Annotated in this window: 24 protein-coding genes; 11 read left to right on the forward strand and 13 right to left on the reverse strand. The window is 67.4% G+C overall.

Features of this window, described 5'->3' with window-relative positions; translation table 11 throughout:
• Positions 1-126: 126 nt before the first annotated feature.
• The 9 genes from ACIA75_RS01380 to ACIA75_RS01420 all read left to right on the forward strand — a co-directional run bounded on the left by ACIA75_RS01380 (position 127) and on the right by ACIA75_RS01420 (position 7,710).
• Positions 127-1,572, forward strand: a complete 1,446-nt coding sequence (locus ACIA75_RS01380; protein WP_397098667.1) for an ABC1 kinase family protein — start codon at positions 127-129, stop codon at positions 1,570-1,572.
• A complete protein-coding gene (locus ACIA75_RS01385) occupies positions 1,569-2,810 on the forward strand; it encodes a saccharopine dehydrogenase family protein (protein ID WP_397098669.1) in 1,242 nt (413 codons plus the stop codon). The genes ACIA75_RS01380 and ACIA75_RS01385 overlap by 4 nt, the downstream gene beginning before the upstream one ends.
• Positions 2,807-3,493: a class I SAM-dependent methyltransferase gene (locus ACIA75_RS01390; protein WP_397098671.1), complete on the forward strand. Its 687-nt coding sequence runs from the start codon at positions 2,807-2,809 to the stop codon at positions 3,491-3,493. Before ACIA75_RS01385 ends, ACIA75_RS01390 begins: the two co-directional genes overlap by 4 nt.
• 184 nt (positions 3,494-3,677) lie before the next feature.
• Entirely contained in the window at positions 3,678-4,094 is a 417-nt protein-coding gene (locus ACIA75_RS01395) for a hypothetical protein (protein ID WP_397098673.1), read from the forward strand.
• Entirely contained in the window at positions 4,087-4,662 is a 576-nt protein-coding gene (locus ACIA75_RS01400; RefSeq protein WP_397098675.1) for a hypothetical protein, read from the forward strand. Before ACIA75_RS01395 ends, ACIA75_RS01400 begins: the two co-directional genes overlap by 8 nt.
• The gene (locus ACIA75_RS01405) at positions 4,659-5,399 is read left to right on the forward strand and encodes an ESX secretion-associated protein EspG (protein WP_397098677.1); all 741 of its coding nucleotides are present in this window, start codon (positions 4,659-4,661) and stop codon (positions 5,397-5,399) included. Before ACIA75_RS01400 ends, ACIA75_RS01405 begins: the two co-directional genes overlap by 4 nt.
• Positions 5,400-5,412: 13 nt before the next feature.
• Positions 5,413-6,258, forward strand: coding sequence for a polyphosphate kinase 2 family protein (locus ACIA75_RS01410; RefSeq protein WP_397098679.1), 846 nt, complete (start codon positions 5,413-5,415; stop codon positions 6,256-6,258).
• Between the two features lie 142 nt (positions 6,259-6,400).
• Positions 6,401-7,147 carry a DsbA family protein gene (locus ACIA75_RS01415; RefSeq protein ID WP_397098681.1) on the forward strand — a complete coding sequence of 249 codons (747 nt, stop codon included), beginning with the start codon at positions 6,401-6,403 and terminating at the stop codon, positions 7,145-7,147.
• Positions 7,144-7,710, forward strand: a complete 567-nt coding sequence (locus ACIA75_RS01420; protein WP_397098683.1) for a vitamin K epoxide reductase family protein — start codon at positions 7,144-7,146, stop codon at positions 7,708-7,710. The genes ACIA75_RS01415 and ACIA75_RS01420 overlap by 4 nt, the downstream gene beginning before the upstream one ends.
• 114 nt (positions 7,711-7,824) lie before the next feature.
• Here ACIA75_RS01420 and ACIA75_RS01425 read toward each other — a convergent pair whose 3' ends face one another.
• The 5 genes from ACIA75_RS01425 to aceA all read right to left on the reverse strand — a co-directional run bounded on the left by ACIA75_RS01425 (position 7,825) and on the right by aceA (position 15,792).
• Entirely contained in the window at positions 7,825-8,949 is a 1,125-nt protein-coding gene (locus ACIA75_RS01425; protein WP_397098685.1) for a S1C family serine protease, read from the reverse strand.
• 544 nt (positions 8,950-9,493) lie between these two features.
• On the reverse strand, positions 9,494-10,546 hold the full coding sequence (locus ACIA75_RS01430; protein ID WP_397098687.1) for an NAD(P)-dependent alcohol dehydrogenase: 1,053 nt from the start codon (positions 10,544-10,546) through the stop codon (positions 9,494-9,496).
• A gap of 65 nt (positions 10,547-10,611) precedes the next feature.
• The gene (metE, locus tag ACIA75_RS01435; RefSeq protein ID WP_397098689.1) at positions 10,612-12,921 is read right to left on the reverse strand and encodes a 5-methyltetrahydropteroyltriglutamate--homocysteine S-methyltransferase; all 2,310 of its coding nucleotides are present in this window, start codon (positions 12,919-12,921) and stop codon (positions 10,612-10,614) included.
• 255 nt (positions 12,922-13,176) lie between these two features.
• Positions 13,177-14,049, reverse strand: a complete 873-nt coding sequence (locus ACIA75_RS01440; protein WP_397098691.1) for a 3-hydroxybutyryl-CoA dehydrogenase — start codon at positions 14,047-14,049, stop codon at positions 13,177-13,179.
• A gap of 453 nt (positions 14,050-14,502) precedes the next feature.
• Positions 14,503-15,792, reverse strand: coding sequence for an isocitrate lyase (gene aceA / locus ACIA75_RS01445; RefSeq protein WP_397098693.1), 1,290 nt, complete (start codon positions 15,790-15,792; stop codon positions 14,503-14,505).
• Positions 15,793-16,615: 823 nt separating this feature from the next.
• Between aceA and ACIA75_RS01450 the strand changes: the two genes are divergently transcribed.
• Together ACIA75_RS01450 and ACIA75_RS01455 are read left to right on the forward strand one after the other, a co-directional pair.
• Entirely contained in the window at positions 16,616-17,617 is a 1,002-nt protein-coding gene (locus ACIA75_RS01450) for an XdhC family protein (RefSeq protein ID WP_397098695.1), read from the forward strand.
• Positions 17,618-17,714: 97 nt separating this feature from the next.
• Positions 17,715-18,665, forward strand: coding sequence for a hexose kinase (locus tag ACIA75_RS01455; protein ID WP_397098697.1), 951 nt, complete (start codon positions 17,715-17,717; stop codon positions 18,663-18,665).
• Between the two features lie 23 nt (positions 18,666-18,688).
• Here the strand turns inward: ACIA75_RS01455 and ramB are convergent, their stop codons facing one another.
• The 8 genes from ramB to ACIA75_RS01495 all read right to left on the reverse strand — a co-directional run bounded on the left by ramB (position 18,689) and on the right by ACIA75_RS01495 (position 26,637).
• The gene (gene ramB, locus ACIA75_RS01460) at positions 18,689-20,095 is read right to left on the reverse strand and encodes an acetate metabolism transcriptional regulator RamB (protein ID WP_397098699.1); all 1,407 of its coding nucleotides are present in this window, start codon (positions 20,093-20,095) and stop codon (positions 18,689-18,691) included.
• Positions 20,096-20,184: 89 nt separating this feature from the next.
• Positions 20,185-20,472 carry a DUF3349 domain-containing protein gene (locus ACIA75_RS01465; protein WP_397098701.1) on the reverse strand — a complete coding sequence of 96 codons (288 nt, stop codon included), beginning with the start codon at positions 20,470-20,472 and terminating at the stop codon, positions 20,185-20,187.
• 2 nt (positions 20,473-20,474) lie between these two features.
• Positions 20,475-20,810 (reverse strand): DUF3349 domain-containing protein, encoded by a 336-nt coding sequence (locus ACIA75_RS01470; protein ID WP_397098703.1) that lies wholly within the window; start codon positions 20,808-20,810, stop codon positions 20,475-20,477.
• Between the two features lies 1 nt (position 20,811).
• Positions 20,812-21,093, reverse strand: a complete 282-nt coding sequence (locus tag ACIA75_RS01475; protein WP_397098705.1) for a hypothetical protein — start codon at positions 21,091-21,093, stop codon at positions 20,812-20,814.
• Positions 21,093-22,343 carry an anion permease gene (locus ACIA75_RS01480; protein WP_397098707.1) on the reverse strand — a complete coding sequence of 417 codons (1,251 nt, stop codon included), beginning with the start codon at positions 22,341-22,343 and terminating at the stop codon, positions 21,093-21,095. Before ACIA75_RS01480 ends, ACIA75_RS01475 begins: the two co-directional genes overlap by 1 nt.
• Positions 22,344-22,471: 128 nt before the next feature.
• Positions 22,472-23,695: a multidrug effflux MFS transporter gene (locus ACIA75_RS01485; protein ID WP_397098709.1), complete on the reverse strand. Its 1,224-nt coding sequence runs from the start codon at positions 23,693-23,695 to the stop codon at positions 22,472-22,474.
• An 86-nt stretch (positions 23,696-23,781) separates the two neighbouring features.
• Positions 23,782-25,608 (reverse strand): acyl-CoA dehydrogenase, encoded by a 1,827-nt coding sequence (locus tag ACIA75_RS01490; RefSeq protein WP_397098712.1) that lies wholly within the window; start codon positions 25,606-25,608, stop codon positions 23,782-23,784.
• Between the two features lie 159 nt (positions 25,609-25,767).
• The gene (locus ACIA75_RS01495) at positions 25,768-26,637 is read right to left on the reverse strand and encodes a nuclease-related domain-containing protein (RefSeq protein ID WP_397098714.1); all 870 of its coding nucleotides are present in this window, start codon (positions 26,635-26,637) and stop codon (positions 25,768-25,770) included.
• Between the last annotated feature and the right edge of the window lie 52 nt (positions 26,638-26,689).

The raw sequence follows: 26,689 nt of genomic DNA on the forward strand, positions 1-26,689 counted from the left end.
CCACCCGGCTCGCCGGACTCGACAACCCCGCCCGTTTGGCTACTCTGATTGCCGTGCGGCGCCGGGAGATGCGGCTGAGTTCTTCGGCCGCCGCAAGCGCGCGTCGGCACCAACGGAGGTACCTCGATGGCGAAACAAGTGCCGACATCCCGGCTGGCCCGCGGCACCAAACTGGGCGCGGTCGCGGCCGGTTCGGTGGTCCGCACACAACGCGCCCGGCTCTCCATGCGGGGGCGTTCGGAGGCGGTGCGGGCCCGGATGGCCGAGGAATCCATTCTGCGCAGTACCGAACAGCTGGTCATGGTGCTGGGCACCATGAAGGGCGTGGCGATGAAGCTGGGCCAGATGATGTCGGTGCTGGACCTGGACCTGGTTCCGCCCGAGCACCGGGAGCGCTTCCAGAAACGGCTCGCGGTATTGCGTAACGCGGCACCATCGGTGTCGTTCGAGGCCATGCGCGCGGTGATCGAAGAGGATTACGGGCAGCCGCTGGATGCGGTGTTCGCCGAATTCGAGCCCGAGGCCATCGCCGCGGCATCGATCGGGCAGGTGTACCTGGCCCGATTGCACGACGGCCGGCAGGTGGCGGTGAAAGTGCAGTACCCGGGCATCGACGCCGCGGTGCGCGCCGATCTGAAGAACCTCTCCATGTTCCGTCGGGTCCTGCAGTCGGCCATGCCGTGGGTGACGCCGGCCGTGCTCGACGAACTCCGGCTGAATATGGAATCCGAACTGGACTATCACGTCGAGGCCGAGACGCAGCGCGATATCGCGGCCCTCTACGCCGGCCATCCGTTCATCGTCGTACCGGCGCCGGTGCTGAAGCACAGCACGCAGCGGGTGCTGGTCACCGAGTTCCTGGCCGGGACCGCGTTCGAGGACATCCGGCATATGCCGCAGGCCGAACGCGACCGCGTGGGGGAGATCATCTACCGCTTCTACGTGGGCTCGCTGTTCAGTTTCAACGAGTTCTGCGGCGATCCGCATCCGGGCAATGTCCTGCTCGCCGACGACGGCCGGGTGGGATTCCTGGATTTCGGTTTGTTCAACCGGATGGATCCCGAACATGTCCGGTTCGAGGCGATCTGCCTGTGCGCGGCCGCCGAGGACCGCGGTGCGGACCTGCGGGACCTGATGGTCGAGCGCGGTGTTATCGATTCGACCGAGGAGATCGGCGTCGAGGAATGCCTGGAGTATGTGCTCTCGGCCTCCGAATGGTGTCTGGTCGATCAGGAACTCACCATCACCCCGGAACTGGCCAGCGGCGCGTTCCTCCTCGCCGTCGATCCGCGTTCCAGCGAATTCTCCGGGATGAAACAGCAGAATCTGCCGCCGGAGCATCTGTTCTCCCGGCGCGCCGATTTCCTGACCTTCGGCATGCTGGGCCAGTTGCAGGCCACCGCGAACTGGCATCGCATCGCCCGGGAGTGGCTGTACGACGAGGAGCCGGTCACCGAACTCGGGACGGCCCACCGGGAATGGCTGGCGCAGCGCCGGCCCAACAAGCGCGGTAAACGCCGCACAGGTAAGCCATCGCACGACGCCACATCGACCCAGGGGTTCAATTCATGACCGACACACGCGAATTCGACCTGATCGTTTTCGGCGCGACCGGTTTCGTCGGCAAGCTCACCGCCCGGTACCTACTGGGCGTCGCGCCCGCGGGCGCGCGAATCGCGCTGGCCGGCCGGTCGGCGCAGAAGCTCGCGGCCGTACGGGACGAGATCGGCGCGCCCGAGTGGGATCTGGTGGTGGCCGATACCACCGACCAGGACTCGATGGATGCCCTCGCCGCACGCACCACCGCGGTGATCACCACGGTCGGACCGTATCTGCGCTACGGCATGCCGATGGTCGCGGCCTGCGCGAAGGCCGGCACACACTATGCGGATCTGACCGGTGAACCCCTGTTCATCCGGGAGGCGATCGACACCTATCACGACGAGGCCGCGCGCACCGGCGCCAAAATCGTGAATTCCTGTGGCTACGATTCGGTTCCGTCGGATTTGAGCGTCTACCAGCTCTACCGGCGAACGGTGGCGGACAACACCGGCGAGCTGGGCGACACCACCCTGATCGCGACCCTGCGCGGCGGGGTGAGCGGCGGCACCATCGACTCCGGCCGCGCGATGATGGAGGCCGTCGCCGCGGACAAATCCAAGGGCGCGGTCCTCAGCCACCCCTATTCGCTCAGCCCGGACAAATCCATGGACCCCGAGGTGGGCCGGCAATCGGATCTCACGCTCCAGCGGGCGCGGAATATCGATCCGAGCCTGGATGGCTGGGTCGGCACCTTCGTCATGGCCGCGCACAACGGGAAGATCGTGCGGCGCAGCAACGGCCTGCTCGGCTGGGTGTACGGCAAGAACTTCCGCTATCGCGAAACCATGGGCGCGGGCACCTCGCCGCTGGCGCCGGTGGTCGCGGCCGGGGTTTCCGGCGGGGTGGTCGCCGGAATGGCCGTCGGCGGCCTGCTGTCCCGGTTCGGCGCCGGACGTGCCCTGCTCGACCGGGTCCTACCCACGCCGGGTACCGGACCCAGCGAAAAGACCAGAGAGAACGGCTGGTTCCGGATGCGCACCTATACGCGCACCTCGTCGGGCGCACGCTATCTCGCGAATTTCGCGGGACAGGGCGATCCCGGTTACAAGGCGACCGCGGTCATGCTCGGCGAGAGCGGTCTGGCCCTGGCCTTCGACGAGAAACCGGAAATCGCCGGGATACTCACTCCCGCCACCGCCATGGGTGACGCGTTGACCGAACGTCTCCGGGCGGCCGGTATGACCATCGATGTGGAGCCGCTGGAATGAACCTCGCCCGGCGCACCATGAATGCCCCCGCGCTGGCGGCCGTCTACGAGCGGGTGTGGCGACCGACCTTGTTCTACCTGGCCTCGGGCCGCAGCACCGGCGCCGATCGCCGCTTCGCGGTGGATTCCCTGCGACTGGGCAGCGCCCGCCGCGTTCTCGATATTGCTTGCGGACCGGGCAATTTCACCCACTACCTCAGCGAGCACGTGCCCGCGGACGGCTACGTCACCGGAATCGACTATTCACCGCCGATGCTCGCCCGCGCCCTGGCCGACAACGCCGGACCGCGCGCCGGATATGTACGCGGCGATGCGCGGTTTCTGCCGTTCGCCGACGGAACCTTCGACGCTGTCTGCTGTTTCGGTGCGCTGTACCTGATCCCGGACCCGCTGGTCGCGACGCGGGAAATGATCCGGGTGCTGGCGCCGGGCGGCCGGCTCGCCGTCACCACGAGCTATCGCCCCGGCAATCCGTTCGGCGAGCTCACCCGCCGTACCGCGGCGGTCAGTGGTTTGCGGATGTTCGGCGGGCGGACCTTCCCCGACCTGTTCGCCGCGTCCGGACTGGTCGATATCGACCAGCAGGTGCACCGATTCCTGCAGTACATCACCGCGGCCAAGCCGGCGGCCGGGGCGGCGGAACAGCGCGGCGGACACCCGGCCGCCTCGAACCGCGGGGTCTGACGGTATCGCGCGACTCAGCAACACGCGGCCTGCGATATCCGGCGATCCGGTTTCTGTGCGCATCCCCTGCCGCGTGCGTCATTTCACAGCCGAATACCCAGGCGCAGCGGGTATTCGTCGGCAGCGGTGCCTACTCATCGGTAGGATCACGGGTCGAGCTATCGGTCCGGAAGGGGGATTCCAGATGTCGGTGCCGGATCTGGGGCAGGGCGCGGCCCGGCGGTTGTACGCCGCGGCCACGACCGGCGGAACGGATTCCTTCACCCTCGCCGAGGATGTCGCCCTGCGCCTGGCGGCGGCGTGCGATGTCCTGGTTGCCGATCTGGAGGCCGCCCGCGCCGGGGGCCGGCAGATCGCCACCGCCACCGGTACCGCCGGTTTCCCCGACCTGCCCACCGGGCACGCCCTGGCCGCCGGTTTCGCCGGTAAGGGCGCGGACTACCTCGATACCCTCACCGCCCTGCAGGAAACCGCGCTCTGGTTCAAGGCCGCCTACCTGGCGGCCGCCGGCCGGCTCACCGAGGCCGATCTCGCCAACCGGGCCGCCCTCGCCGCGGCCGCGGACCGGGCCGGATGCAGCGAAGGCGGCGACGATGCCTGAATCCCCCGATATCGATCCGCCCTACGCGCCGGAACGCGAATGTTTCGGCAGTTTCACCCATCAGGAAATCTGGGACCGCGTCCACGAGGTACTCGATCCGGCCGCACTCGGCGCGGCGGCCGCGGCCTGGAAATCGAATGCCGACGCGGTGGCCGCAGCCTTCGCGGCCTTCGCCGATTCCGCGGGCCGGGAATTCGGGGGCTGGACCGGGCACACCGCCGACGCTGCCCGGCAGGCCACCCTCGATTTCATCCGCGCCGGCGAGGCCACCCATGAGGTCTGCCGGGCGGTCCAGCGGATCATGGAGGGTAATTCGGATGCGGCCCAGACACTTCGGGCCGCGCTCGCGGCCCCACAGCCGTATCGTCCTCTCGACGACCCGGCGGCCGAAGCCGTACACGGCGGCCGGCGCCGAATGGACCACGATATCGCCGCGGCCGCGGCCACCGCCGACGCGCAGGACGCGATGACCACCATCTATCTCCCCACGCTCCCTCCCTCCGGGGATCGGGTGCCCCGCTTCCCCGAGACATCCACCGGCGGCGACCGCGGGAGCCCGCGCCGGTGAAATGGATATTCACCCCCGACGAATTCAGTTACGTCTGGGCCAATGAGACGAGCCTGGACCGGCGCCCCTATCCGGTGAACTTGGCACCGGCCAGCACGGTCCGGACCGAGTCCGAATTGGCCGCCCTACGATTACCGCAGCGGTTCGCCAGACAGGCAGACCCGGATCTGGCAGCCGCACTCATGCTCTGCGCCCGCCCGGACGCCACCGCCGTCACCATCTCCGGAGAACGCTCGGTGCTCCCCCGCAACGGTGACCTGCCCGCCACCGAACAGATTCTCGGCTTCGCCGCCGTTATCGATCACCATGCCGCGGTCCTGCACACCACCGCCGACCGGGTCACCGTGCACATGTGCCAGGCCCAAGAACTCGGGAGCCGGCTGGTCACGCTGATCGGTTCCGCCCGCCGCGGCGCGCACGGACCCCTGTACGAACCGCAGGAAGCGGTACTCACCGACGCGCCCATACCCACGTGCCGGGAAGCGGGCGACGCCGACCGGTTCCGGAGAACCCTGCGCGAACCGGTGGACTCCCGGGGCTTCATCACCGTCACGGTCGCCCCGGACGAGCCGATGTCCCCACCCACCCGGCACCGCAGCTGGCTGGATATCCGGGACGACGGCCGCTATCTGCTCACCACCGCGGACGTGCTGGTCCTGACCCCGGTCAGCGATACCGAATTCGCCGACAAACTGCTCGGCCTGGCACGTGTCGGCGGCAGCCCGCGACAACTGTGATAGGTCTTCCCCGGTGGCCGAACATTGGAAAGTCCCCGCGAGCCGGGCATTGCGCGCCGACGGTCTGCGGATCGCCGATATCGATACCTCCGCCCGTCCCGGATTCCGCGGCGGAAAATCGGACGGGCAGCGGCTGCTCGCCGAACGCGGCCGGGTGCTGGCGGGACTGCAGGAAAAGCTCTACGCGAACGGCAGGACCGGCGATCGGCGGCGTGTATTGCTGGTCCTGCAGGGGATGGACACGGCCGGCAAGGGCGGGATCGTGCGCCACGTCATCGGGTCGGTGGACCCGCAGGGCGTCGACCATGCCGCCTTCGGTGTCCCGACCGACGAGGAGAAGCAGCACCACTTCCTGTGGCGAATCCGCCGCGCGCTGCCCCGCGGCGGGCAACTGGGCGTATTCGACCGGTCCCACTACGAGGACGTCCTGGTCGCCCGGGTGCACCGGCTGGTGCCGGACGAGGTCTGGCAGCGGCGCTACGACGAGATCAACCAGTTCGAACGGGAGCTGGTCGACGCGGGCACGACACTGGTGAAAGTGGTGCTGTTCGTCTCCCTGGACGAGCAGAAGAAACGGCTGCGGGAACGTCTGGAGCGGCCGGAGAAATACTGGAAGTTCAACCCGGCCGATATCGACGAACGCGGTTATTGGCCCGCCTACCAGCAGGCTTACCAAGCGATCGTGGACCGTACCGGCACCGAGTACGCGCCCTGGTACGTGATACCCGCCGACGCGAAATGGTTCTCCCGGCTGGCCGTCACCGAACTGCTGATCGAGGCGCTGGAGAACCTGGACCTGCGCTGGCCGGCCGCCACCTTCGACCCGGCGGCCGAATTGCGGCGGCTCGACCGCTCCTGACCGCCCCACATACGGCGGGTTGTGGAAACTCTCAGCAAGCCGGGCAATGATGGGGGCGGTGCGCCGGATACCCCGGCCGCTCCCCGGCGGAGCTACCACCCGCCGGGGCACCCAGGTGAGCGAAAGGCGTGGTGAACGCACGGTGAGCAAGAAACCCGGGCGGCCGAATCCGCTGGCGGCGGCCCAGCGCGCGGAGCGCAAGCGCAAGATCGCGATACAGGTGGGTGTCACCGCGGTCCTGGTCGCGCTGGTCGCCGCGATCGGGATCAGCCTGGCCGTGCGCAACTCCGGTTCCGGCTATGACGGGCCGGTACCGGTCGCCGCTACCGAGAACGGCGCCATCCGGGTCGGGCAGCCCGACGCCCCGGCGACGGTGCGGATCGTCGCCGATATGCAGTGCCCGGTCTGCAAACAGTTCGAAGCCGATCACAGCGAATTGCTCCGGCAATCGGTAGCGGACGGCACCGCGCTGATCGAATACAACATCGTGGGTTACCTGGACAAAATGTCCAGCACCAACTACTCCACGCGGTCGGCCAACGCCGCCTACTGCGTTTCCGACAGCGGTACCGAAAAATTCGAGGACTGGCTGGAGCTGATGTTCCAGAAGCAGCCGCCCGAGGGCGGGGCCGGCCTGTCGGACGAGGAGCTCATTGCCATCGCGCACGAGGCGGGTTACACGGACCCCGCGGTCGACACATGCATCACCGACGGCACCTATGAGGGGTACGTCGGCGAAAAGTCGAACGAATCGGCCGACGAGGGGATCGACGGAACGCCCACGGTGTTCGTCAACGGTGAGCAGGTGAACCTGACCGGCATCCCGGGCACGCAGAATTTCGACCCCGCTCCCCTGACCACAGCGATCCAGGCGGCTGCGGGCCGGTGATCACGACGTCGCCCCGGGCCGCCTGGATTCTGCTGCTGGGCGGTCTGGCCGGCTGGATCGCCTCGCTCACCCTGCTGGTCGAAGATTTCAAACTGCTGAGCGAACCCGGGTACGTACCGTCCTGCAGTCTCAATCCGGTGCTGTCCTGCGGGTCGGTGATGGCCACCGATCAGGCGCAGGTGCTCGGGTTCCCGAATCCGATCATCGGGTTGGCCGGGTTCTCGGTGGTGGTCACACTGGCTGTGCTGTCGGTCGCGGGGGTCGCCCTGCCGCGCTGGATCTGGGCGGGCCTGTGGCTGGGAACGGCCGCGGGCACCCTGTTCATCTGCTGGCTGATCTTCCAGAGCCTGTACCGGATCAATGCGCTGTGCCCGTACTGCATGGTCGTCTGGGCGATCATCACACCGGTCCTCGCGGTGCTCACCGAACAACTGTGGGGTAACGACCGGGGTGCGTTGCGGGTGGTCGCGGAATGGCGCTGGACCTTCGTCGCGGTGTTCTATGCCGTGGTGCTGGTCCTGGTATTCCTGCGGTTCCAGGACTACTGGTTGTCACTGTTCTGATCCCGCAGTCCGCGCACGGCCGGAGCGAACGCGGAGGTACGCACAAAGCGCACGGCCGGAGCGAATGCGGAGGTACGCACAAAGCGCACGGCCGGAGCGAATGCGGAGGTACGCCTAGCCCGGCGTGCCCGCCGCCAACCGTACCGAGACGACCCGCTCGTCCCCGTCGGCTTCCAGCACCTCCAGCTGCACGACCTCGGTGGGCTTGCGGGTATCGATCGCCGCGCGCAGCGCCCGGGCACTGGTGACGGCCCGGCCGTCGATCGACGTGACGATATCCCCGCTGGCCAGCCCCGCGGTCTGCGCCGGCAGCCCCGGGATCGCCATATCGATGCGCGCGCCGCGCGGACCGGCGTCGGAGATCAGGACGCCTAGGGTCGCGGTGGGGCCGATGTGCACGGATTCCGTCGGCGTGCCCGAGCGAATCTGGCGCACGATACGCATCGCGGCGTCGATCGGCACCGCATAACCGTTCGGCGGGTCGACGGACCGGCCCGGCGGCGGATCACGCTCCCCGGACGCGGCCGCGATCACGCCGACCACCGCTCCGGTGTGATCGGTCAGTGCGCCCCCGGACTGCCCCGAACTGACCGGGGCCTCGATCTCCAGCATTCCGGTGAGTGCCTGCCGGGACAGGTCCTGTTCGTTGAAAGCCATGATCGTGCTGTCCAGGTCACTGATCCGGCCGGGGACGGCCGTCGCGGCGCCGCTCCCGCCCGCATTGCCGACGGCCAGTACTTCGTCCTGCACCCGCAGCCCCGCGGAGCTGCCGATCCGGGCCGGTGCCAGGCCGGCGGCTCCGGTCAGCGAGAGGAGAGCGATATCGGCGCGGGCGTCGTAGCCGAGCACCTCCGCGGCGTACACCGCCCCGTCGGCGACCCGGGTGACCCGCACGGTTTTCGCGCCTTTGACCACATGGTGGCTGGTCAGCACCTGGCCGTCCCCGGTGAGGACGATGCCGGAGCCGGCCGCCGCGGCGCCGAACGGCCGAGCGGCGGCGGTAATGTTCACCAGTACCGGGGAGATATCCCGGGTCACCTCGCCCGCGTCCAGCGGAGGCCGCGGCACCGGACGGACCGGCGCGACCGCCACATCCGGCCCCGGCCGGCCCAACCCGGGCAGTTCACCCCGATACCCGAAGAGGGCACCGAGCACCAGCACCGCGGCGAAGACGGATACGAGCACCCGTCCACCGCCGGTCGGCCCATCCGGACCGGTGCCCTGCCACTGGTTGTCCACCGAGCCCTCCCACCGCCATGACCCGAACTCCACCATTGTCGCCCCGAAGGCGGCCGTGTCATCTGTTTTCCTGCCGACCGGAAAGTTATCCACAGGCTTCCACAGTTATCCACAGGCAGTCCGAGATCTGGGGAGCAGGTGCCGCCTCACCTGTGGATTCGTTACCGAGACGTCCCGCCGGTCACACGCTCGTCACAGCCCCGAGGCCCGCCGGGGTCCCCGGAATACGCGAAAACGCACGCTGACGGTTCGATTCCCGCACGGAAACCGGAAATCGTCGACCGGCCGGAAACCGGTTCCGGTCGTTATCCATCGGACACCGAATCAATAGATTTCCGGGACCGGAACGGGCGATCGCCGGAAATCCGTCCCCAACTGTGCACGTCCATCCACAAGCTCGTCCGGGTTTTTCCACAGCCTTCTCCACAGTGTGGAGAAAGGGCGGTTGGAGAACGGAGAATTGTTCGATACCGGTCGATCGACCCGGACCAGCGGAGCAGAATCCGCCCGGGTCAGCGGAGCGGAATCTGCCCCGGGCCAGCCCTCAAATGGTCGCGGTATCGATGACGAACCGATACCGCACATCACTGGCCACAACCCGCTCGTAGGCGCCGTCGATCTCATCCGCGGAAATAAGTTCGATTTCCGCGCCTATTCCGTGTTCGGCACAGAAATTCAACATTTCCTGGGTTTGCGCGATACCGCCGATCATCGAACCCGCCAGCGACCGCCGCCGACCGGCCAGCACCTTCGGCTGCACCGCCAACGGCTGCTCCGGCAAGCCCAGCACGACCAGGGTGCCGTCCAGGCGCAGCAGCTTCATATAGTCGTTGATCGGCAGATCGGCGGAAACGGTGTTGATGATCAGGTCGAAGCGGCCGCGGAGGTCGCGGAAGGTCTGCTTATCGCTGGTGGCGTGGTAATGGTGGGCGCCGAAACGCTTGCCGTCCTCCAGCTTGTTCAGGGAATGACTGAGCACGGTCACCTCGGCGCCGAGCGCCGCGGCGATTTTCACGGCCATATGCCCGAGCCCGCCCATTCCGATAATCGCGACCTGTTTACCCGGCCCCGCACCCCAGTGCCGCAGCGGGGAATACACCGTAATCCCCGCGCACAACAGCGGGGCGGCGATCGACAGATCGATACCTTCCGGAATTCCGAGCACGAAGTTCTCGGTCACCACGATCTGGGTCGAGTAACCACCCAGGGTGTGTCCGCCGGACTGCACGTCCTCGCCAACGCGGCTGTTGTAGGTCATCACGGCACCGCGCGCACAGTACTGCTCCTCCCCCTCCAGACACGATTCGCACACCCCGCAGGAATCGACCATGCAACCCACGCCCACCCGGTCACCGACCCGGTGGGCGGTGACGGCGGACCCGACCGCCGCCACCGTGCCCGCGATTTCGTGCCCCGGTACACACGGGTAGCCGGCCCCGCCCCATTCGTTGCGCGCAGTGTGGATATCGGAATGACAGATCCCGGCGTAGGCGATATCGATCAGGACATCCTTCGGGCCGAGGGCCCGGCGCTCGATGGTGACCTTCTCGAACGCGGCGTCCGGTCCGGCCATGGCGTATGCGGCAGCACTACTCATGGTGTAATGCCTACCGTCGCATGCGTGGGTTTGCCAACGTCCGGGCGGGACAACTCACAGTCGAACTACTGCTCGGCTGCCTCCAGGCGGCGGCGGACCCGGCGGGCGGCGGCCACCAAATTGCGAAGTGCGGGGTCCAGCTGCCAGTGGTGCCGGGTCTTGAGACCGCCGTCCGGATTCGCCCACAGGCGTTCCGGCCCGACAGCGGCCGCAGCGGCGGTGAGCAGTTCGTCCAGTTCGTCGATATCCGGGATCCGGGCCGAGCGGCTCTCGTAGACACCCGGGCCGACGCCGTGACTGAGCCCGTGCCCGGAGGCATAGTCCTCCTCCAGCGCCTTCAGCACCCATTCGATGGACCGGGTCGCGACGATCGCGGTGACATCGGCGTCCAGCTGTTCGATGGCCTCCACGATCTCGGTGCGTCCCGAGTACGGGATATGGGTGTGGATCTGCGTGTCCGGGCGCACGCCGGAGGTCGCCAGCCGGAACGCGCCGATCGCCCAGCGCAGGTATTCGGCGCGGCCTTCCGGGCGGGCCGGCCACAGCTCCCGCAGGGCCGGCTCGTCGACCTGGATGATGCCGATTCCGGCGCGTTCCAGATCGACGACCTCGTCACGGATGGCCAGCGCCACCTGGTCGGCTGTTTCGTACAGCGGCTGATCCTGCCGGACGAACGAACGCGCCACCATCGTGACGGGTCCGGTGACCATGCCTTTGACCGGCTTATCGGTCAGTGACTGCGCGTAGCCGATCCACTCGACCGACATGGGCGCCGGCCGGGACACGTCGCCGTAGATGATCGGCGGCCGCACACAGCGCGAACCGTACACCTGCACCCAGCCGAAATGCGTGGTCGCGAAACCGTCCAGCAGCTCGGCGAAGTACTGGATCATATCGTTGCGTTCGTGCTCACCGTGCACCAGCACATCGAGCCCGATATCTTCCTGCAGCGCAATGGTCGCGCCGATTTCGGCCTCGATCTTCTTGCGGTACTCGTCGTAGGAGATCCGCCCCTCACCCAGATGATGGCGGGCCTGCCGGGCCTCGGCGCTCTGCGGGTACGACCCCAGGGTGGTCGCGGGCACCAGCGGCAATTGCAGCTTTTCCTGCTGCGCGGCCCGGCGCACCGAATAGGGTTCGCGCTCGCGCATCTGCGGAGTAATCGCATAGACGCGCTGGCGCACCGCGTGCTTCTGCTTGAAATGCACTTCGCCGGGACGTTTCCGCCATTTGTCCGACGGACCCTCGGTCAGGGCTTTCGCCAGCGAAACGACCTCACCGACCTTCTGTTTCGCGAAAGCCAGCCGGTCGGCCACATTTCCGTCGATATCGTATTCGGCGAGCACGTCGTAGGGCACGTGCAGCAGTGTGGTCCCGGTGGAAACCACGAGGTCGGGACACACCTTCGCGAGTTCGTTCAGGTATTCCAGGGTGACGTAGCGGTCGGCCCGCCACACATTGGTGCCGCTGATCACGCCCGCATACAGCCGTTTGCGCCGGATCCCCGGAATCGCCGCCAGATCCTCCGGCCGGATCCGGTACGACGCCAGATCCAGGCCGATCGCCTCCACGGCGGTACCGGCCAGAATGCGCAGCGCCTCCCCGAAATCGCCGTACTGCCCGGTGATCAGGAGCCGGGGCCGCAGCGGAGCCTTCGAGAGCCGGTCGTAGACACGTTCGAACGCCGCGAGCTCCGCGTCGGTCCGCTCGGCGGTGAAACACGGTTCGTCGAGCTGCACACAGGTCGCGCCGCGCCGCGCGAGGATCTCGAACAACTGCTCGTAGACGGGCAGCAGCCGATCCAGCAGTTCGATGGTGTCGAACCCGGCCGATTCACCCGGCACACTGCCCGCTTTGGACAGCAGCAGCAGCGACACCGGCCCCAGCACCACCGGCCGCTGTTCGATGCCCGCCGCCATCGCGCGATCCCATTCGTCCAGCAGCGCCTCGGGGTGCAGGGAGAATTCGGTATCGGCGTCGAGTTCCGGCTGCCGATAGTGGTAGTTCGTCCCGAAGAAACGCACCAGCTCCAGCGGCGGCACATCGGGCCGGCCCCGGGCCATCAGGAAATAGAGGTCCAGCGGATCCAGGTCCGCGCGGAACTCCTCGAACCGCGCCGGGACCGCCCCGAACAGCAGCGCGTTGTCCAGGACATGGTCGTAGAAGGAAAAGGTGTTACCCGGAACCTGGGTGAGCCCGGTGGCGGCGAGCTCGTTGAACTGCTGTTCCTGGATATCCCGCCCGACCGCGCGCAATTCCTCCTGCGTGATCGCCTTCCGCCAGTACGCCTCGAGCGCGCGTTTGAGCTCGCGGTGCGGACCGATCCGGGGATAGCCGAGCACACTCGACCCGAATCCTTCACTGACGTTGACCATGTCGACCTCCGTGTTCTTGGAGGCGCTCCGCGCCTCGAGGGCGGGGCCCTATTAACCCCTGGTCTTCACTCCTCCGCTCCTCCGCTTCGCTCCCCCGCTCCAGACCAGGGGCGGGCCCCGCCCGGAGAATGCGGACCGTCGAGGAGTCGGCTGCGGAGGGGATCAGCAGAGGACACCGAACCTGTACGACCCCGAGTCTTACCAGGCCCGGCGCATATCGTCGGGCGAGTGTCCGGCGCGGGGCGGGGCGCATTCTTATTTGCTGTATTGGTAGAAACCCGCGCCGGTCTTCTTGCCCAGCAGCCCGGCTTCCACCATGCGCATGAGCAGCGGCGGGGCCGAGTAGAGCGGTTCCTTGAATTCGCCGTACATCGAGTCGGCGATGGATTTCACGGTGTCCAGACCGACCAGGTCGGTGAGCGCCAGCGGGCCCATCGGGTGGGCGCAGCCCAGGACCATCGCCTTGTCGACATCTTCCTTGGTGGCGAAACCCGATTCGACCATGCGGATGGCCGAGAGCAGGTACGGAACCAGCAGCGCGTTCACCACGAAACCGGAGCGGTCGGAGGAACGGACGACCTCTTTGCCCAGGATCTCGGCGGCGAACTTCTCGGCACGTTCGGAGACGGGGGCGCTGGTCTTGAGGGTGGTCACCAATTCGACCAGCGGCAGCACCGGCACCGGATTGAAGAAGTGCATACCGACGACCCGCTCGGGGGTGTTGGTGGCGACCGCAATCTTCATGATCGGAATCGACGAGGTGTTGGAGGCGAGCACCGCGGCCGGATCGGTGACCACCTTGTCGAGTTCGGCGAAGATGGAGGTCTTGACCTTCTCGTCTTCCAGCACGGCCTCGACAACGAGCTGACGGTCGGCGAAATCGCCCAGGTCGGAGGTGAACCGCAACCGCCAGGCCGTCTGCTCGCGCTCCCGCTCGGTGATCTTGCCGCTGCTCACACCCCGGTCCAGCGACCGCAGGATGCGCGACCGGCCGGCCGCCGCGAGCTCCCGGGTCTGCTCGTACACCAGCACGTCGACATGCGCGCGAGCACACACCTCCGCAATGCCGGCGCCCATCTGTCCGGCGCCGATAACACCGACGCGCTGTATCTTTTCGCTGCTGCTCACGTCCGCTCCTGTATCTTTTGGCGCCGCCTCCGGCGTCGCGTGGTTCGGGGCCCTGTGTTTTTGGCGCCGCCTCCGGCGGCGCGGGTTCGGGGCCCCCTCTTGTCTCGATTCTTCACTCCGCCGCTCCTCCGCTTCGCTCCCCCGCTCTGTCGCTCCAGAATCGAGACGGGCCCCGAACCTAGAAGGCGGGAGTACGGAAGGCGTGCTACCGGGTACGGCGGTGAGGAAAAGGCGTCCGTGGATGGGGGTGCTTCCTGGACCACGGTAGAGGCACCGAAGCCCCCTCGCCGGGCTGTTGCGAGGGGGCGGCGGGTACACCCCTACCGAAGTAGTGGTTGCCGGTATCCGTTACGGATACCATGTCCGGCTCGGGCGAACCCGGAACCGGGCCGGTAGGGTTGCGGCTCCCGTTCCCGGGAACCGCAACCCGGCGTCGCCGGAGCGGCGCATAACTCAGTGGAACTGGCCCTCTTCGGTGGAGCCCTTCAGCGCGGCCGTCGAGGTGTTGGGGTCGACGGTGGTGGCGATGGTGTCGAAGTAGCCGGCACCGACCTCACGCTGGTGCTTGATGGCGGTGAAGCCACGCTCGGCGGCGGCCTTGAACTCGCGCTCCTGCAGGTCGACGAAGGCGGTCATACCCTCGCGGGCGTAGCCGTAGGCCAGGTCGAACATGCCGTAGTTGAGCGAGTGGAAGCCTGCCAGGGTGATGAACTGGAACTTGAAGCCCATCGCGCCGAGTTCCCGCTGGAACTTCGCGATGGTGGCGTCGTCCAGGTGCGCCTTCCAGTTGAAGGACGGCGAGCAGTTGTAGGCCAGCAGCTGGTCCGGGAACTCGCTGCGGACGGCCTCGGCGAACTTACGGGCGACCTCGAGATCCGGCACACCGGTCTCCATCCAGATGAGGTCGGCGTACGGCGCGTAGGCCTTGGCCCGCGCGATGCAGGGCTCGATGCCGTTCTTGACCCCGAAGAAGCCCTCGGCGGTACGGGTTCCGTCGAGGAACTCCCGGTCGCGCTCGTCGACATCGGAGGTGATGAGGGTGGCGGCTTCGGCGTCGGTGCGGGCGATGATCACCGAGGGCACCTCGGCGACGTCGGCGGCCAGGCGCGCGGAGGTCAGGGTGCGGATGTGCTGCTGGGTGGGGATGAGCACCTTGCCACCGAGGTGGCCGCACTTCTTCTCCGAGGCCAGCTGGTCTTCCCAGTGCACGCCGGCGGCGCCGGCAGCAATCATGGCCTTCTGCAGTTCGTAGGCGTTCAGCGCGCCACCGAAGCCGGCTTCGGCGTCGGCGACGATCGGGGCCAGCCAGTTCTCGACCGAGGTGTCGCCTTCGACCTTGGCGATCTCGTCGGCGCGCAGCAGCGCGTTGTTGATGCGGCGGACCACGGCGGGCACCGAGTTGGCCGGGTAGAGGCTCTGGTCGGGGTAGGTGTGACCGGAGAGGTTGGCGTCACCGGCGACCTGCCAGCCCGACAGGTAGATGGCCTTCAGGCCGGCGCGGACCTGCTGGACCGCCATATTGCCGGTGAGGGCGCCGAGGGAGTTGATGTAGTCCTCGTTGTTCACCAGATCCCAGAGGATCTCCGAGCCACGCCGCGCGAGGGTGTGCTCCTCGACAACGGTTCCCTGCAGCTTCGACACCTGCTCGGGGGTGTAGTTGCGGGTAACGCCCTTCCAGCGGGGGTTGGTGTCCCAATCCTGCTGGATTTCCTCGGGGGTCTTCGGGGTGCCGGTGGTCGACATCGTGCGACTCCACTTCCTTGTTCGGTCGGTCCGCCGTTCCGCGTCGACGGGGTGTTGCTGCCCCGCACTGCTGGATCGACGATTCGCAGGCTTGCAATGCCCAGCGGGTGTACTTCCACACCTTGGCACACGAACAAAACGTCGTCTACCTGTTGCTTATGTGAATCCGAGCTAGGATCGACCACCAGTTTGTTAAGTCTGCAAAAGTAGCCATGACATTGCCGCCACAAATCCTACTGACGGGTAGCCCTGACATGGGGTTTTAGCGTAACGCTCGTACTGTTAGCGGAGGCGGCTGCCCCTGCTCCGCTCCCCGGGCACGGGCTCCATCTGTGAGGACGTTCATAACTGGTGTCGTGCGCCCTCAGTTTGAGGGTCTCGGCGCCCGGCCCCGCAAGACCGCCGCGAGCCTTCACCGACAGATCCGCGTTCACCCTCTTGTGCGAGCAGGGACACCCGGCCTCACGGATCGACGCGACCTCGCTCTGACGGACCCGGGTGCCCCGCACCCTTCGCGATCCGAAGCGCCCCCATCACAGGTAAATCGCTGTGCTCCGCGCCCCGCGGATCAGTGCGCTCACCAACCTCCCGCCCGTCTTCCGGAGCGGTGTGAACAGCAAGAATTCCACACAAAACGCGGGGAAGTTCGGTGTCAGGACACAAAACTTGGCTAACCATTCATGTGCCCGCCCGACGAGATTTTCGCAGGCGTGCCAAATTCTCACAGAACAGCGCTAGGGTGTCCGTCACGTGCGCGGTCATCGGTGACGGGTGCCGATGGTGAGCGCCTGCCCTCCGACGCACGGTGGGATCGGAGCTGTTGATGCGCGACATCGTCGACGACCTGCTGCAGGTGTGGCGTTCGGGCCGGACCGGCGGGCTGGCCACCATCGTGCGCACCGGTGGGCTCGTGGATATTCCGGTGGGTACGGCGATGCTGGTGGACCCGGACGGAATGATCTACGGGTCCATGGCGTCCACCGGTATCGAGGACACCGTGTACGAGGCCACCCTGCAATCGGCCCGGACCGGACAGCGCGCGTTGCACCGGCTCACCGTGCCCGGCGCCGACTCGGGCGGTGACGGCGGGGTTATCGATGTGTTCACCGAGCCGTTCTCGCGCGGCCATTTCCCGGAATTCCCGACCATTGCCACCGAAATCGCCGAGCACCGCCGAATAACGGTTTTCACCGTCGTCTGGAATCCGGAACCGGGAATGATCGGGCAGCATCTGATCACCGATAAGCGGCATGCGACCGAACTGGTCTCGCTGCCGCAATCCGATATCTTCGTGGCCTCGTTCGCCCCGCCGCCGCTGCTGGTGATCTTCGGTGCCAATACGACGACCGCCGCACTGTCGGCGCAAGCCCAGCTGCTCGGCTATCGGGTCGCCATCTGCGATCCGCGGCCGGCCTTCGCCGTGCCGGAATCCTTCCCGGGGGCCGAGGTGGTCTGCGATTGGCCGCACCGGTATCTGAATGTGCTGGTCTCCGAAGGCGAAGTGGACTCGACGACCGGAATCGTGCTGGCCACCCACGATCCACAATTCGAGATCCCGCTACTGACAGTGGCCCTGCGGCTACCCGAGATCGGCTATATCGGCGTGGTGGGATCGGCCCTCACCTGCGCCCGCCGCCTCGACGACCTGCGGGCCAGCGGGTTCGACGAGACGATGCTGGCCCGGCTGCACGCACCGGCCGGAATGGATATCGGCGCCGCCACCGGCACCGAGACCGCGCTGGCGGTGGCGGCGGAGATGGTGGCGGCGCGTAACGGACGACTCGGCCGGATAACCGTTGCCTTTCCCGCGGAGGCGGCGATCTGAGCCTGCGACACCCCGGGACGGTTTCCGCCGCCCGGCGACCGAAATCACCCCTGCACACCGCCCGGCCGGGTTTGCGGTGTGCCGACTCTCGTGGACAGTGGTTCTCGTGATCCTCACCGTGACAATGAATCCCGCATACGATGTGACCTACCGGGTCGAGAATTTCACCCCGGGACGCGCTCATCGGGTGCGTTCGGTGGAACAGCGCCTCGGCGGTAAAGGCATCAACGTGACCCGGGTGCTGAACCAGCTGGGTCGCTATGCGCGGGCCACCGGGTTCGCCGATCACGCTTTCGCCGCCGCCGCCGAAGCCGAGATGCCGGTGGATTTCGTCCACGCGCTGCCGTGGGTCCGCCGCACGGTGGTGGTCAGCGAATCCGATACCGGCACCGCGACAGCGCTGCGCGAACCCGGTGCGCGGGTGGCCAACCCGCATGCTTCCGAGCAACTCGAGGTCCGGGTATCGGGCATGCTGCCGCATATCTCCGGTTTGGTGATCGCCGGTTCGCTCCCCGACGGTATCGATCCGGGCCTGCCCGCCCGGATCGCCCATGCCGCCCTCGAGGCCGGCGTCCCCACAGTCTGCGACCTGGACGGACCCGCGCTCCGAATGGCTTCCCGGGTGCCCGGGGTGGTATTGCTACCGGGGCTCGGCGAATTCGAATCGCTGGCCCGGTCCCGCGCCGAGACACCGGCCGCGCTCACCGCCACGGCCCGGCCGCTCGTGGACCGCGGAGTCGGAGCGGTGATCATCACCCGGGGACCACTGGGAATGGTGGCGGTAACCCCCGACGGCGCCTGGGACGCCCATCTGCCCGAACCGCTCACCGGAAATCCGACGGGCGCCGGCGACACCGTGTCCGCCGCGGTCATAGCGGCTCTGGCAACCACGGAGACCCCTGACTGGCCCGCGATCCTGGTGGACGCCGTCGCCACATCGGCCGCGTCGGTGGTCATCCCGGTCGCCGGCGAAATCGACCGCCGGCTACGCGGCCACCTCGCCCCCACCGTGGTCGTCTCCGAACTCGAAACGCCTGAGTCCGACTGAACCGGAAAGTTGTCCCGCGCAGGTCATTTGAGAACATAGGGCGACACCGAACTCCGGTGCTCGCTGATATCCAGGATTTTGCCGAGCGGCGGAAAAGCACGCTGCGGGCAATTGGCTCGATCGCAGACGCGGCACCCCGCGCCGATCGGTGTCGCGCTGACCTCGCGCAGATCGATGCCATCCGCGTACACCACCCGGGTCGCGTGCCGGACCTCGCAGCCCAGCCCGATGGCGAACGTTTTGCTCGGTTGCCCGAAGCGGGTGGCCCGGCGTTCCACCGTGCGGGCCACCCAGAGGTATTTGCGGCCGTCCGGCATCTGCGCGATCTGCGTCATGATCTTGCCGGGGTAGGCGAAGGTCTCGTACACATTCCAGAGTGGGCAGGTGCCACCGCTGGAGGAGAAATGAAAGCCGGTGGCGGACTGCCGTTTCGACATATTCCCGGCCCGGTCCACCCGGACGAAGGAGAAGGGGACACCGCGTAGTTCCGGCCGCTGCAGGGTGGACAGGCGGTGGCAGATGGTCTCGTAACTCTGGGCGAAGAAGGCCGACAGCCGTTCGATGTCGTAGCGGAAATCCTCGGCGACCTCGTGGAAGTAGGTGTAGGGCAGGACGGTCGCGGCCGCGAAATAGTTCGCCAGGCCCAGCATTGCCAGCCGGCGCGCGTCCGGGCCGGAGAAGTTCCCTTCGTCCACCAGCTTTTCCAGTAGTGGGCCGCATTCGAAATAGGCCAGTTCCGCGGCCAGCTTGAAGAGGCGTTGGCCGCCGGACAGGTGCGGAGCGATCTCGAGCACCTGGTTGTCCGGGTCGTAGCGGTGCAGGACACCCTCGCCGAGGTCGATCCGCTCCATGATCCGCACGCCGTGGGTGCGCAGCACCTTGGGGATCTCGCTGTGTGCGTCACCGCCGTGGAACCGGATGCGGTTGGCCAGTTCCTCGGCGGCGGTGTCGAGCGGATGAATATAGTTCTGCCGCTGGTAGAAATAATCGCGCACTTCCTCGTGCGGCTTACTGATCGTGGCGCTGCCGGAGCCGTCGGCGAACCGGTCCTCGGTGGCCGCGGCCAGCTGGGCGCTGGTGTTGCGGTAGCGATTGTGCATATTGACCAGCGCCCGGGCCATGCTCGGGTGAGCGGAGACCATTTCGGCGATTTCCCGGGCGTCGGCTTCGATGCCCAGTTCCTGATCCATCACGACTTCTTGTAGTTCGGCGATCAGGCGGGTGTCGTCCTGCGGCGAGAAGAATGTCGCCTCGACGCCGAATACTTCACTGATCCGTAGCAGCACCGGCACGGTGAGCGGCCGGACATCGTGCTCGATCTGGTTGAGGTAACTGGCCGATATCTCCAGCTGCTGGGCCAGTGCCACCTGGCTCAGCCCGCGTTCGGTCCGCAATTGCCGGAGCCGGGCGCCGACATAAGTCTTGGCCATGCGTCCAGTTTAGGCCCCGGGTTCGCACGTTGCGATAGCCGGGTTAGCAAAAACTTGCCGAGGTGGCGGACAGGCCGGAGGAGCGGTATTCACACCTCGTGTGCCGGCCAGCTCGGTGGATCCAGATGCGAGAGGACGCGCTGCAGATCGGTGTCCGACGGCATCTCATTGGTGACCTTCGAGATCATCACCCTGATATCGGGCCGGTCCGGCGAACGGCCGGGAGAATTCAGCACCTCGGCCGCGATCTGCTCCACTTCTTCGTCGGTGAGCCGCCGCCGCAACAGCGCCACCAGCGGAATGTAGTCCGACTCCGGGACACCGTCGGGATACCCGCTGCGCAGCCAGTCCACCACCGCGGACAGAACACCGGCCATGACTACCCCTCCTCCGGCAACGGCGAGGCCAGCGGCCAGCCGCCCGCGGCCAGGTGCGCCCTCACCCGCGCGATATCGTCACCGCCGGCGTGTTCCTTGGCCACCCTGCGGACCGCCGCTTCGATCTCTTCGTGGGTGATTTCCTGCCGTTCCACGCGGTCGCGCAAAACGTCCTCGGCCACCAGCACAACCTCGGTTTCGGTCAGATCCCGGTGCAGGATCGCGAACAGCGCGACATAGTCCGACCGGGGAACCCCTTGCGGATATCCGGCCCGCAGCCAGGTGATGACCCGGGCCAGCAGTCCCTGCCGCTGCGGCTGTGGCTCGTGCGCCGCCATATCAGTCCTCTCCGAACAGATGGATCCCCAGACGATCCGCGAGGAATGCCTTGGCGACGAACAGCACGCCCGCGATCACCACCGCGACCACGACCGCCAGGCAGGCGCACGCGCCCGCGAGCGCGAGCGGATTACGCCGGACCGACCCGTCGCTACCGGTCACCCCGGCGATCGACCACCACCGCACCCCGAGCGCGAACACGATCGGCAACCCGGCACCCAGGATCAGCGCCGCGACGAATACATCCCACAGTGCGCGCAGATGCGTCAGGAATGTGGACATCATGCCTCCTCTTCGGCGGCCGATCGAGCCGGGGAGCGGCGCCGGTCCCGCGTTCCCGACGGTGGTGGCGACTGCGGGGTCGATGACGGGGGTGTCGACGGCGGAAGCGACCCGGACGGTGTGGTCGGCTCGTTGACATTCTCGCTGGACACCTTGTCGCGCAGCGAGCGCCGGTACATCCACCCTGCCAACCCGACGAGCAGTGCGAATACCACCAGTACCCCGGGCAACCCCCCGATGTAGTGCGCGAGCAGCCAGCAGACAGCGCCCACGATCCCGGCGGCCGGGAGCGTCAGCAGCCAGGCCACCGCCATCCGGCCCATCACCCCCCAGCGCACCTCGGCGCCTTTGCCGATACCGGTCCCGAGAATCGCGCCGGTGGCCGTCTGCGTCGTCGACAGGGGCAGCCCGAAATTCGCGGAGGTCAGGATGATCGCCGCCGCCGATGATTCCGCCGCGAGCCCCTGCGGGGATTCGATCTCCACCAGCCCTTTGCCCAGTGTGCGGATGATCCGCCAGCCACCCAGGTAGGTACCTGCCGCGATGGCGACCGCGCAGGCCGCCATCACCCAGATCGGCATGGTCGAGTCGGCGGTGAGCGTCCCGTGCGCGACCAGCGCCAGAAAGATCACCCCCATGGTTTTCTGGGCGTCGTTGGTACCGTGCGCCAGCGATACCAGCGAGGCCGAACCGATCTGCCCCCAGCGGAAACCGGTGGTCACCTTGCCGTGTTCCGAGCTCCGGGTGATCCGGTACACCGACCAGGTGCCGACGGCGGAGACGAATCCCGCCACGATGGGGGCCAGTATCGCGGGCAGGACGATCTTGTAGAGCACACCGCCGTCGTCGCCGGCCCACACCACCCCGCTCCAGCCGAGCGAGGCGAGGGTGGCGCCGATCAAGCCGCCGAACAGCGCATGCGAGGAGCTCGAGGGCAGCCCGAACAGCCAGGTGAGCAGATTCCAGAGAATGCCACCGACCAGGCCGGCGTACACGATGATCAGCAGTTCGTGGCCGGACACCTCATCGAGCCGCACGATTCCCTCGGCCACCGTGGCGGCGACCGCCACCGAAAGGAAGGCACCCACCAGGTTGAGGCAGGCGGACAAGGCGACTGCGATTTTGGGGCGTAGCGCCCCGGTGGCGATCGACGTGGCCATCGCGTTGGCGGTGTCGTGGAATCCGTTGGTGAAATCGAAGGCCAGCGCGGTGACAATGACGACCAGCAGAATCAACAGCTCAACTGTCACACCAGGCATTGTGCACGGGTCACCGTGAGGCGCGAGCGACCGGGGCGACAGCGTTGCCGAAGTGTTCCGGGATCAGGCGGCTGACCGGACTCCGGCCGTCGAATCGTGACGGCAGCGCGCGCCGGAGATCAGGCGGCCGCGGCGCTGTGTTCGGGTTCGGGGACCGGGCCCGCGGTGCGCGCCACCAGCCGGGCGAGTATGCCGAGTGCCACCGCGACCACGATCGATACCGCCATCGGGATACCGGTGCCGGGCCCGCCGAGTCCGACGATCGGCGAAACCAGCGCACCGAGAGCGAACTGCAGCGCACCCATCAGGGCCGACGCGGTTCCGGCGGCATACCGTGCCCGGCCGATCGCCAGCGCGCTCGCGGTCCCCATGACCATCGGCGCGGACACCACGGTCAGGAAGAGCACCGGCAGCACGGCCCACGCGGGTGCGCCGGCGGCCAGCAGCGCCAGCAGCACCAGGCCGCCCGCCAGGGTCACGGTCTGACCGGCCCGCAGAATCGGTTCCGGTCCGAACCTGCCGACCAGCCGGGAGCTCACCGTACCGGCGGCGACCATCCCGGCGGCGTTGACGGCGAAGATCAGTGTGTACACCTGGTTCGACATGCCCAGCACATTCTCGATCACGAACGGTGAGGCCGAGATATACGACATCAGGGCGGCGAACCCGAACGCGAACGCGAAGATGTAGCCGAGGTAGCCCCGTTCCGCCGCCAGCCGCCCGATCGTGCGCAGGGTGCCGGCGAATCCGGCCTGCTGGCGGTGCTGTGCCGGCAGCGATTCCGGAACCACCAGTACCGCGCCGAGGAACATCACCAGGAAGATCCCGCTCAGCGCCCAGAACTCGGCCTGCCAGCCGAAGTCCACCAGCACTCCGCCGAGCAGGGGCGCGATCACCGGCGCGATTCCGCCGATGGCCGAGAACAGGGTGAACAGCTTCGCGGTCGCCGCGCCGTCGGTGCGATCGGCGCCCACCGCGCGGCCGATCACCAGACCCGCCGACGCCGACAGCCCCTGGACGAACCGCATCGCGATCAGCAACCAGATGGTCGGCGCCAGCGCGCAGATCACCGTCACCACCACGGTGACCGCCGTGGCGAACACCAACGGCTTACGCCGGCCGTACCGGTCCGACAGCGGGCCGATGAACAGCTGGCCCACCGCCAGTCCGATCAGGAATGTGGTCAGCGTGAGCTGCACGCTGGCGGCGCTGGCGCCCAGGTCGCCCGCCAGATCGGTGAAGGCGGGCAGGTACATGTCGATGGCGAACGGCGCCGCGGCCGACAGCAGCGCCAGGACCACCAGCAGTAGCCCGGATACTCCGGGCTTGGCCGTGCTCGGCATATCGGCGCACCTCCTCCAGATACTTACTTATGAAAACATAAGTTACCTGGTGGAGCCGATCGGCCGCCGGACGCCTCGACCGTGGATCAGAAGGCGTCCTCCGGCAGCGCCATGATGTCGGCATCGAGTGCCTCGATCACGGCCCTGGTCGAGGTCAGGGTCGGCAGCACGTTCTTCGCGAAGAAACTCGCCACCCCGACCTTGCCCGTATAGAACGGCCGGTCGCGGTCCTCGGCAGCACCGGCCAGTGCCGCCGCGGCCACCTCGGCCTGCCGCAGCAGCAGCCAGCCGATCAGCAGATCGCCGACCGAGAGCAGAAAACGCACCGAGCCGAGGCCCACTTTGTACAGTTCCGACGGTTCGGCCTGGGCCGCCATCGCGTAGCCGCTGAGCGCCGCGGCCATGGCCTGCACATCGCCGAGCGCGGTACGCAACAGCGCGCGTTCGGTATCCAGTCGCCCGGTGGGCGTATCCAGGAATTCGGTGATCTTCGCGAAGATATGTCCCGCCGCGACCCCCCGATCCCGGAGGATCTTGCGGAAGAAGAAGTCCTGCGCCTGGATGGCGGTGGTGCCCTCGTACAGCGAGTCGATCTTGGCGTCGCGGATGTACTGCTCGATCGGGTAGTCCTGCAGGTAGCCGGAGCCGCCCAGGGTCTGCAGCGATTCGGTCAGATACTGGTAGGCCCGCTCGGAACCCACGCCCTTGACGATCGGCAGGAGGAAATCGTCGACGCGGTGCGCGGTATCGGCATCCACACCCGAAACCAGTTCCGCGACATCGGCGTTCTGGTGCACGGCGGTGTACAGGTAGACCGCGCGCAGGCCCTCGGCGTACGCCTTCTGGGTGGCCAGGCTGCGACGAACGTCGGGGTGGTGGGTGATGGTGACCCGCGGGGCGGCCTTATCCGACATCTGGGTCAGATCGGCCCCCTGGACGCGCTGTTTGGCGTATTCCAGCGCGTTCAGATAGCCGGTCGACAGAGTGCCGCTCGATTTGACGCCCACCATCATGCGCGCGTTCTCGATCACCTTGAACATCTGGGCGATCCCGTTGTGGCTATCGCCGACCAGCCAGCCGATGGCGGGCTTCGCACCGCCGAAGGTGAGCTCACAGGTCGGCGACGATTTCAGGCCCATCTTGTGTTCCACATTGGTCACGTACACACCGTTGCGCTCGCCCAGTTCGAGTGTCTGCGGGTCGAACAGGTATTTCGGCACGTAGAACAGCGACAGTCCCTTGGTACCGGGCCCCGCGCCTTCGGGCCGGGCCAGGACGAGATGGAAGACGTTCTCCGCGGTATCGCCGACATCGGCACCGGAGATGAAACGCTTCACGCCCTCGATATGCCAGGTGCCGTCGGCCTGTTCGATCGCCTTCGCGCGGCCCGCGCCGACATCGGAGCCGGCATCGGGTTCGGTGAGCACCATCGTGCCCTGCCAGTGGCGCTCGAAACCCGCTGCGGCCCAATGCTTCTGCTGCTCATTGCCGATCCCGTAGAGCACCTGGGCCATGGCCGCGCCCATATCGAAGAAGATCGCCGCCGGGTTGGCGCAGGTGATCATCTCGCTCACCGCCCAGATCAGCGCGGCGGGTGCGGGCATTCCGCCCATTTCCTCGGGCTTGCCGAGCCGGTTCCAGCCGGCATCCCGGATAGCGAGCACAGTTTTGGTCAGCGGCTCGGGAACGGCGATCGAATGGGTCTCCGGCCGGAATTCCACCGGTTCCCGGTCCGCGGCGGCGAATGATTCCGCGACCGGCCCCTCGGCCAGGCGTTTCACCTCGGCCAGGATCTCGCGCGCGGTATCCGTATCGAGATCGCCGTAGGCGCCGGCATCGAGCAGTTTGCCGAGTTCGAATACTTCGAACAGATTGAATTCGATATCGCGCAGATTCGCCTGGTAGTGACCCACGGTCGTCCTCCTGATCGGCGCCCCGGCGGCCGGGCAGACCGCGTGGTGACAGGCTTTTTGACATCGTACGAACTGCAGCGTGCCGGACCGCACCCGGCTACGCAACCGTAGCCGGGGCACCGGTACGAGGAGCACACCGCAGCGGCCCCGGGACCGCCCTCAGCAGTCCGGTTGCAGTGGCCAGCACGCCGTGGGGCCGGCCGGCGGCGGAGCCACCGGTTCGCTACTGCTGCTGGGCGCCGCGGGTTCGGCGGCGGGTCCGTCGGCCAGCAGCGACCCGGCGATCGCCGCCAGGACCACAAGCACGCCCACCACCGCGACCGCCAGGACGGACCAGCCGATCGCATCGTGGACGCGCCGCGAGTCCGGGCGCCGCAGGGCCGGCCGTTTCCGCGACGCCTTCGGCGGCTCCGGCAATTTGTCGTCGAAGCCGGCGGCGATCAGTTCGCGGCGCTCCGGCGCCCAGCCGGTGAGCGCCCGGGTGGCCGCGCAGACCCGGCCGAGCGTCCAACGCGGGGGCCCGGGGGCGAAATTCTCCAGGAAGATCCGCAGTTCGGTGGGTTCCGCGACATTGCCGACCACAACGTCGAGTCCCGGTCGCACGGTCTCCCGGGCCGGCCGCACCACCGCACCCCGCAGCGGTACCAGCACCACCGCACCGCACAACTGACCCGGATCGTAGGTGGCGCGATCGAAGGTGAGCTGAACCTCCCGCACCGCGCTCTCGACCGCGCGCACCGGATCGGCCCCGAATTCGACAACGAGGTCCGCATCCTCCTCACCCACCCGCCACGGCCGCTCCGTGGACACCGTCAGCATCCCGCTCTGCTTCCGGCGGAACCCGATCACCTCGACCACGAGAATGCCCTGCGGGGTCCAGATGACCGCGCCGATCTGCCGGGTACCGCGCTGGGTACCGATTCGCAGATCCACAATGGCCAGCCCGGTCGACGGCAGCGCCCGTAAGCACTCCACGAATTCCCGCTCGGCAACCGATAGTTCCGCCCGATCGTCGACCTTCACCAGCATCGTTCTCTACCTCTGCTGTGTGCCGTTGCGCCCTCTGCCACCACTGACCCCC

Origin of the sequence: Nocardia sp. NPDC051750 (genome assembly GCF_044453135.1) — a bacterium.
Classification (GTDB): domain Bacteria; phylum Actinomycetota; class Actinomycetes; order Mycobacteriales; family Mycobacteriaceae; genus Nocardia.

What these genes read in the sequence shown, in the direction of transcription:
- metE (WP_397098689.1), bottom strand. Translation starts at nt 12,921, where the DNA reads ATGGTCAACGTCAGTGAAGGATTCGGGTCGAGTGTGCTCGGCTATCCC.
- ACIA75_RS01495 (WP_397098714.1), bottom strand. Translation starts at nt 26,637, where the DNA reads ATGCTGGTGAAGGTCGACGATCGGGCGGAACTATCGGTTGCCGAGCGG.
- ACIA75_RS01430 (WP_397098687.1), bottom strand. Translation starts at nt 10,546, where the DNA reads ATGAGTAGTGCTGCCGCATACGCCATGGCCGGACCGGACGCCGCGTTC.
- ACIA75_RS01485 (WP_397098709.1), bottom strand. Translation starts at nt 23,695, where the DNA reads ATGCCGAGCACGGCCAAGCCCGGAGTATCCGGGCTACTGCTGGTGGTC.
- ACIA75_RS01400 (WP_397098675.1), top strand. Translation starts at nt 4,087, where the DNA reads ATGCCTGAATCCCCCGATATCGATCCGCCCTACGCGCCGGAACGCGAA.
- ACIA75_RS01395 (WP_397098673.1), top strand. Translation starts at nt 3,678, where the DNA reads ATGTCGGTGCCGGATCTGGGGCAGGGCGCGGCCCGGCGGTTGTACGCC.
- ACIA75_RS01470 (WP_397098703.1), bottom strand. Translation starts at nt 20,810, where the DNA reads ATGGCGGCGCACGAGCCACAGCCGCAGCGGCAGGGACTGCTGGCCCGG.
- ACIA75_RS01385 (WP_397098669.1), top strand. Translation starts at nt 1,569, where the DNA reads ATGACCGACACACGCGAATTCGACCTGATCGTTTTCGGCGCGACCGGT.
- ACIA75_RS01465 (WP_397098701.1), bottom strand. Translation starts at nt 20,472, where the DNA reads ATGGCCGGTGTTCTGTCCGCGGTGGTGGACTGGCTGCGCAGCGGGTAT.
- ACIA75_RS01390 (WP_397098671.1), top strand. Translation starts at nt 2,807, where the DNA reads ATGAACCTCGCCCGGCGCACCATGAATGCCCCCGCGCTGGCGGCCGTC.
- ACIA75_RS01450 (WP_397098695.1), top strand. Translation starts at nt 16,616, where the DNA reads ATGCGCGACATCGTCGACGACCTGCTGCAGGTGTGGCGTTCGGGCCGG.
- aceA (WP_397098693.1), bottom strand. Translation starts at nt 15,792, where the DNA reads ATGTCGACCACCGGCACCCCGAAGACCCCCGAGGAAATCCAGCAGGAT.
- ACIA75_RS01380 (WP_397098667.1), top strand. Translation starts at nt 127, where the DNA reads ATGGCGAAACAAGTGCCGACATCCCGGCTGGCCCGCGGCACCAAACTG.
- ACIA75_RS01475 (WP_397098705.1), bottom strand. Translation starts at nt 21,093, where the DNA reads ATGTCCACATTCCTGACGCATCTGCGCGCACTGTGGGATGTATTCGTC.
- ramB (WP_397098699.1), bottom strand. Translation starts at nt 20,095, where the DNA reads ATGGCCAAGACTTATGTCGGCGCCCGGCTCCGGCAATTGCGGACCGAA.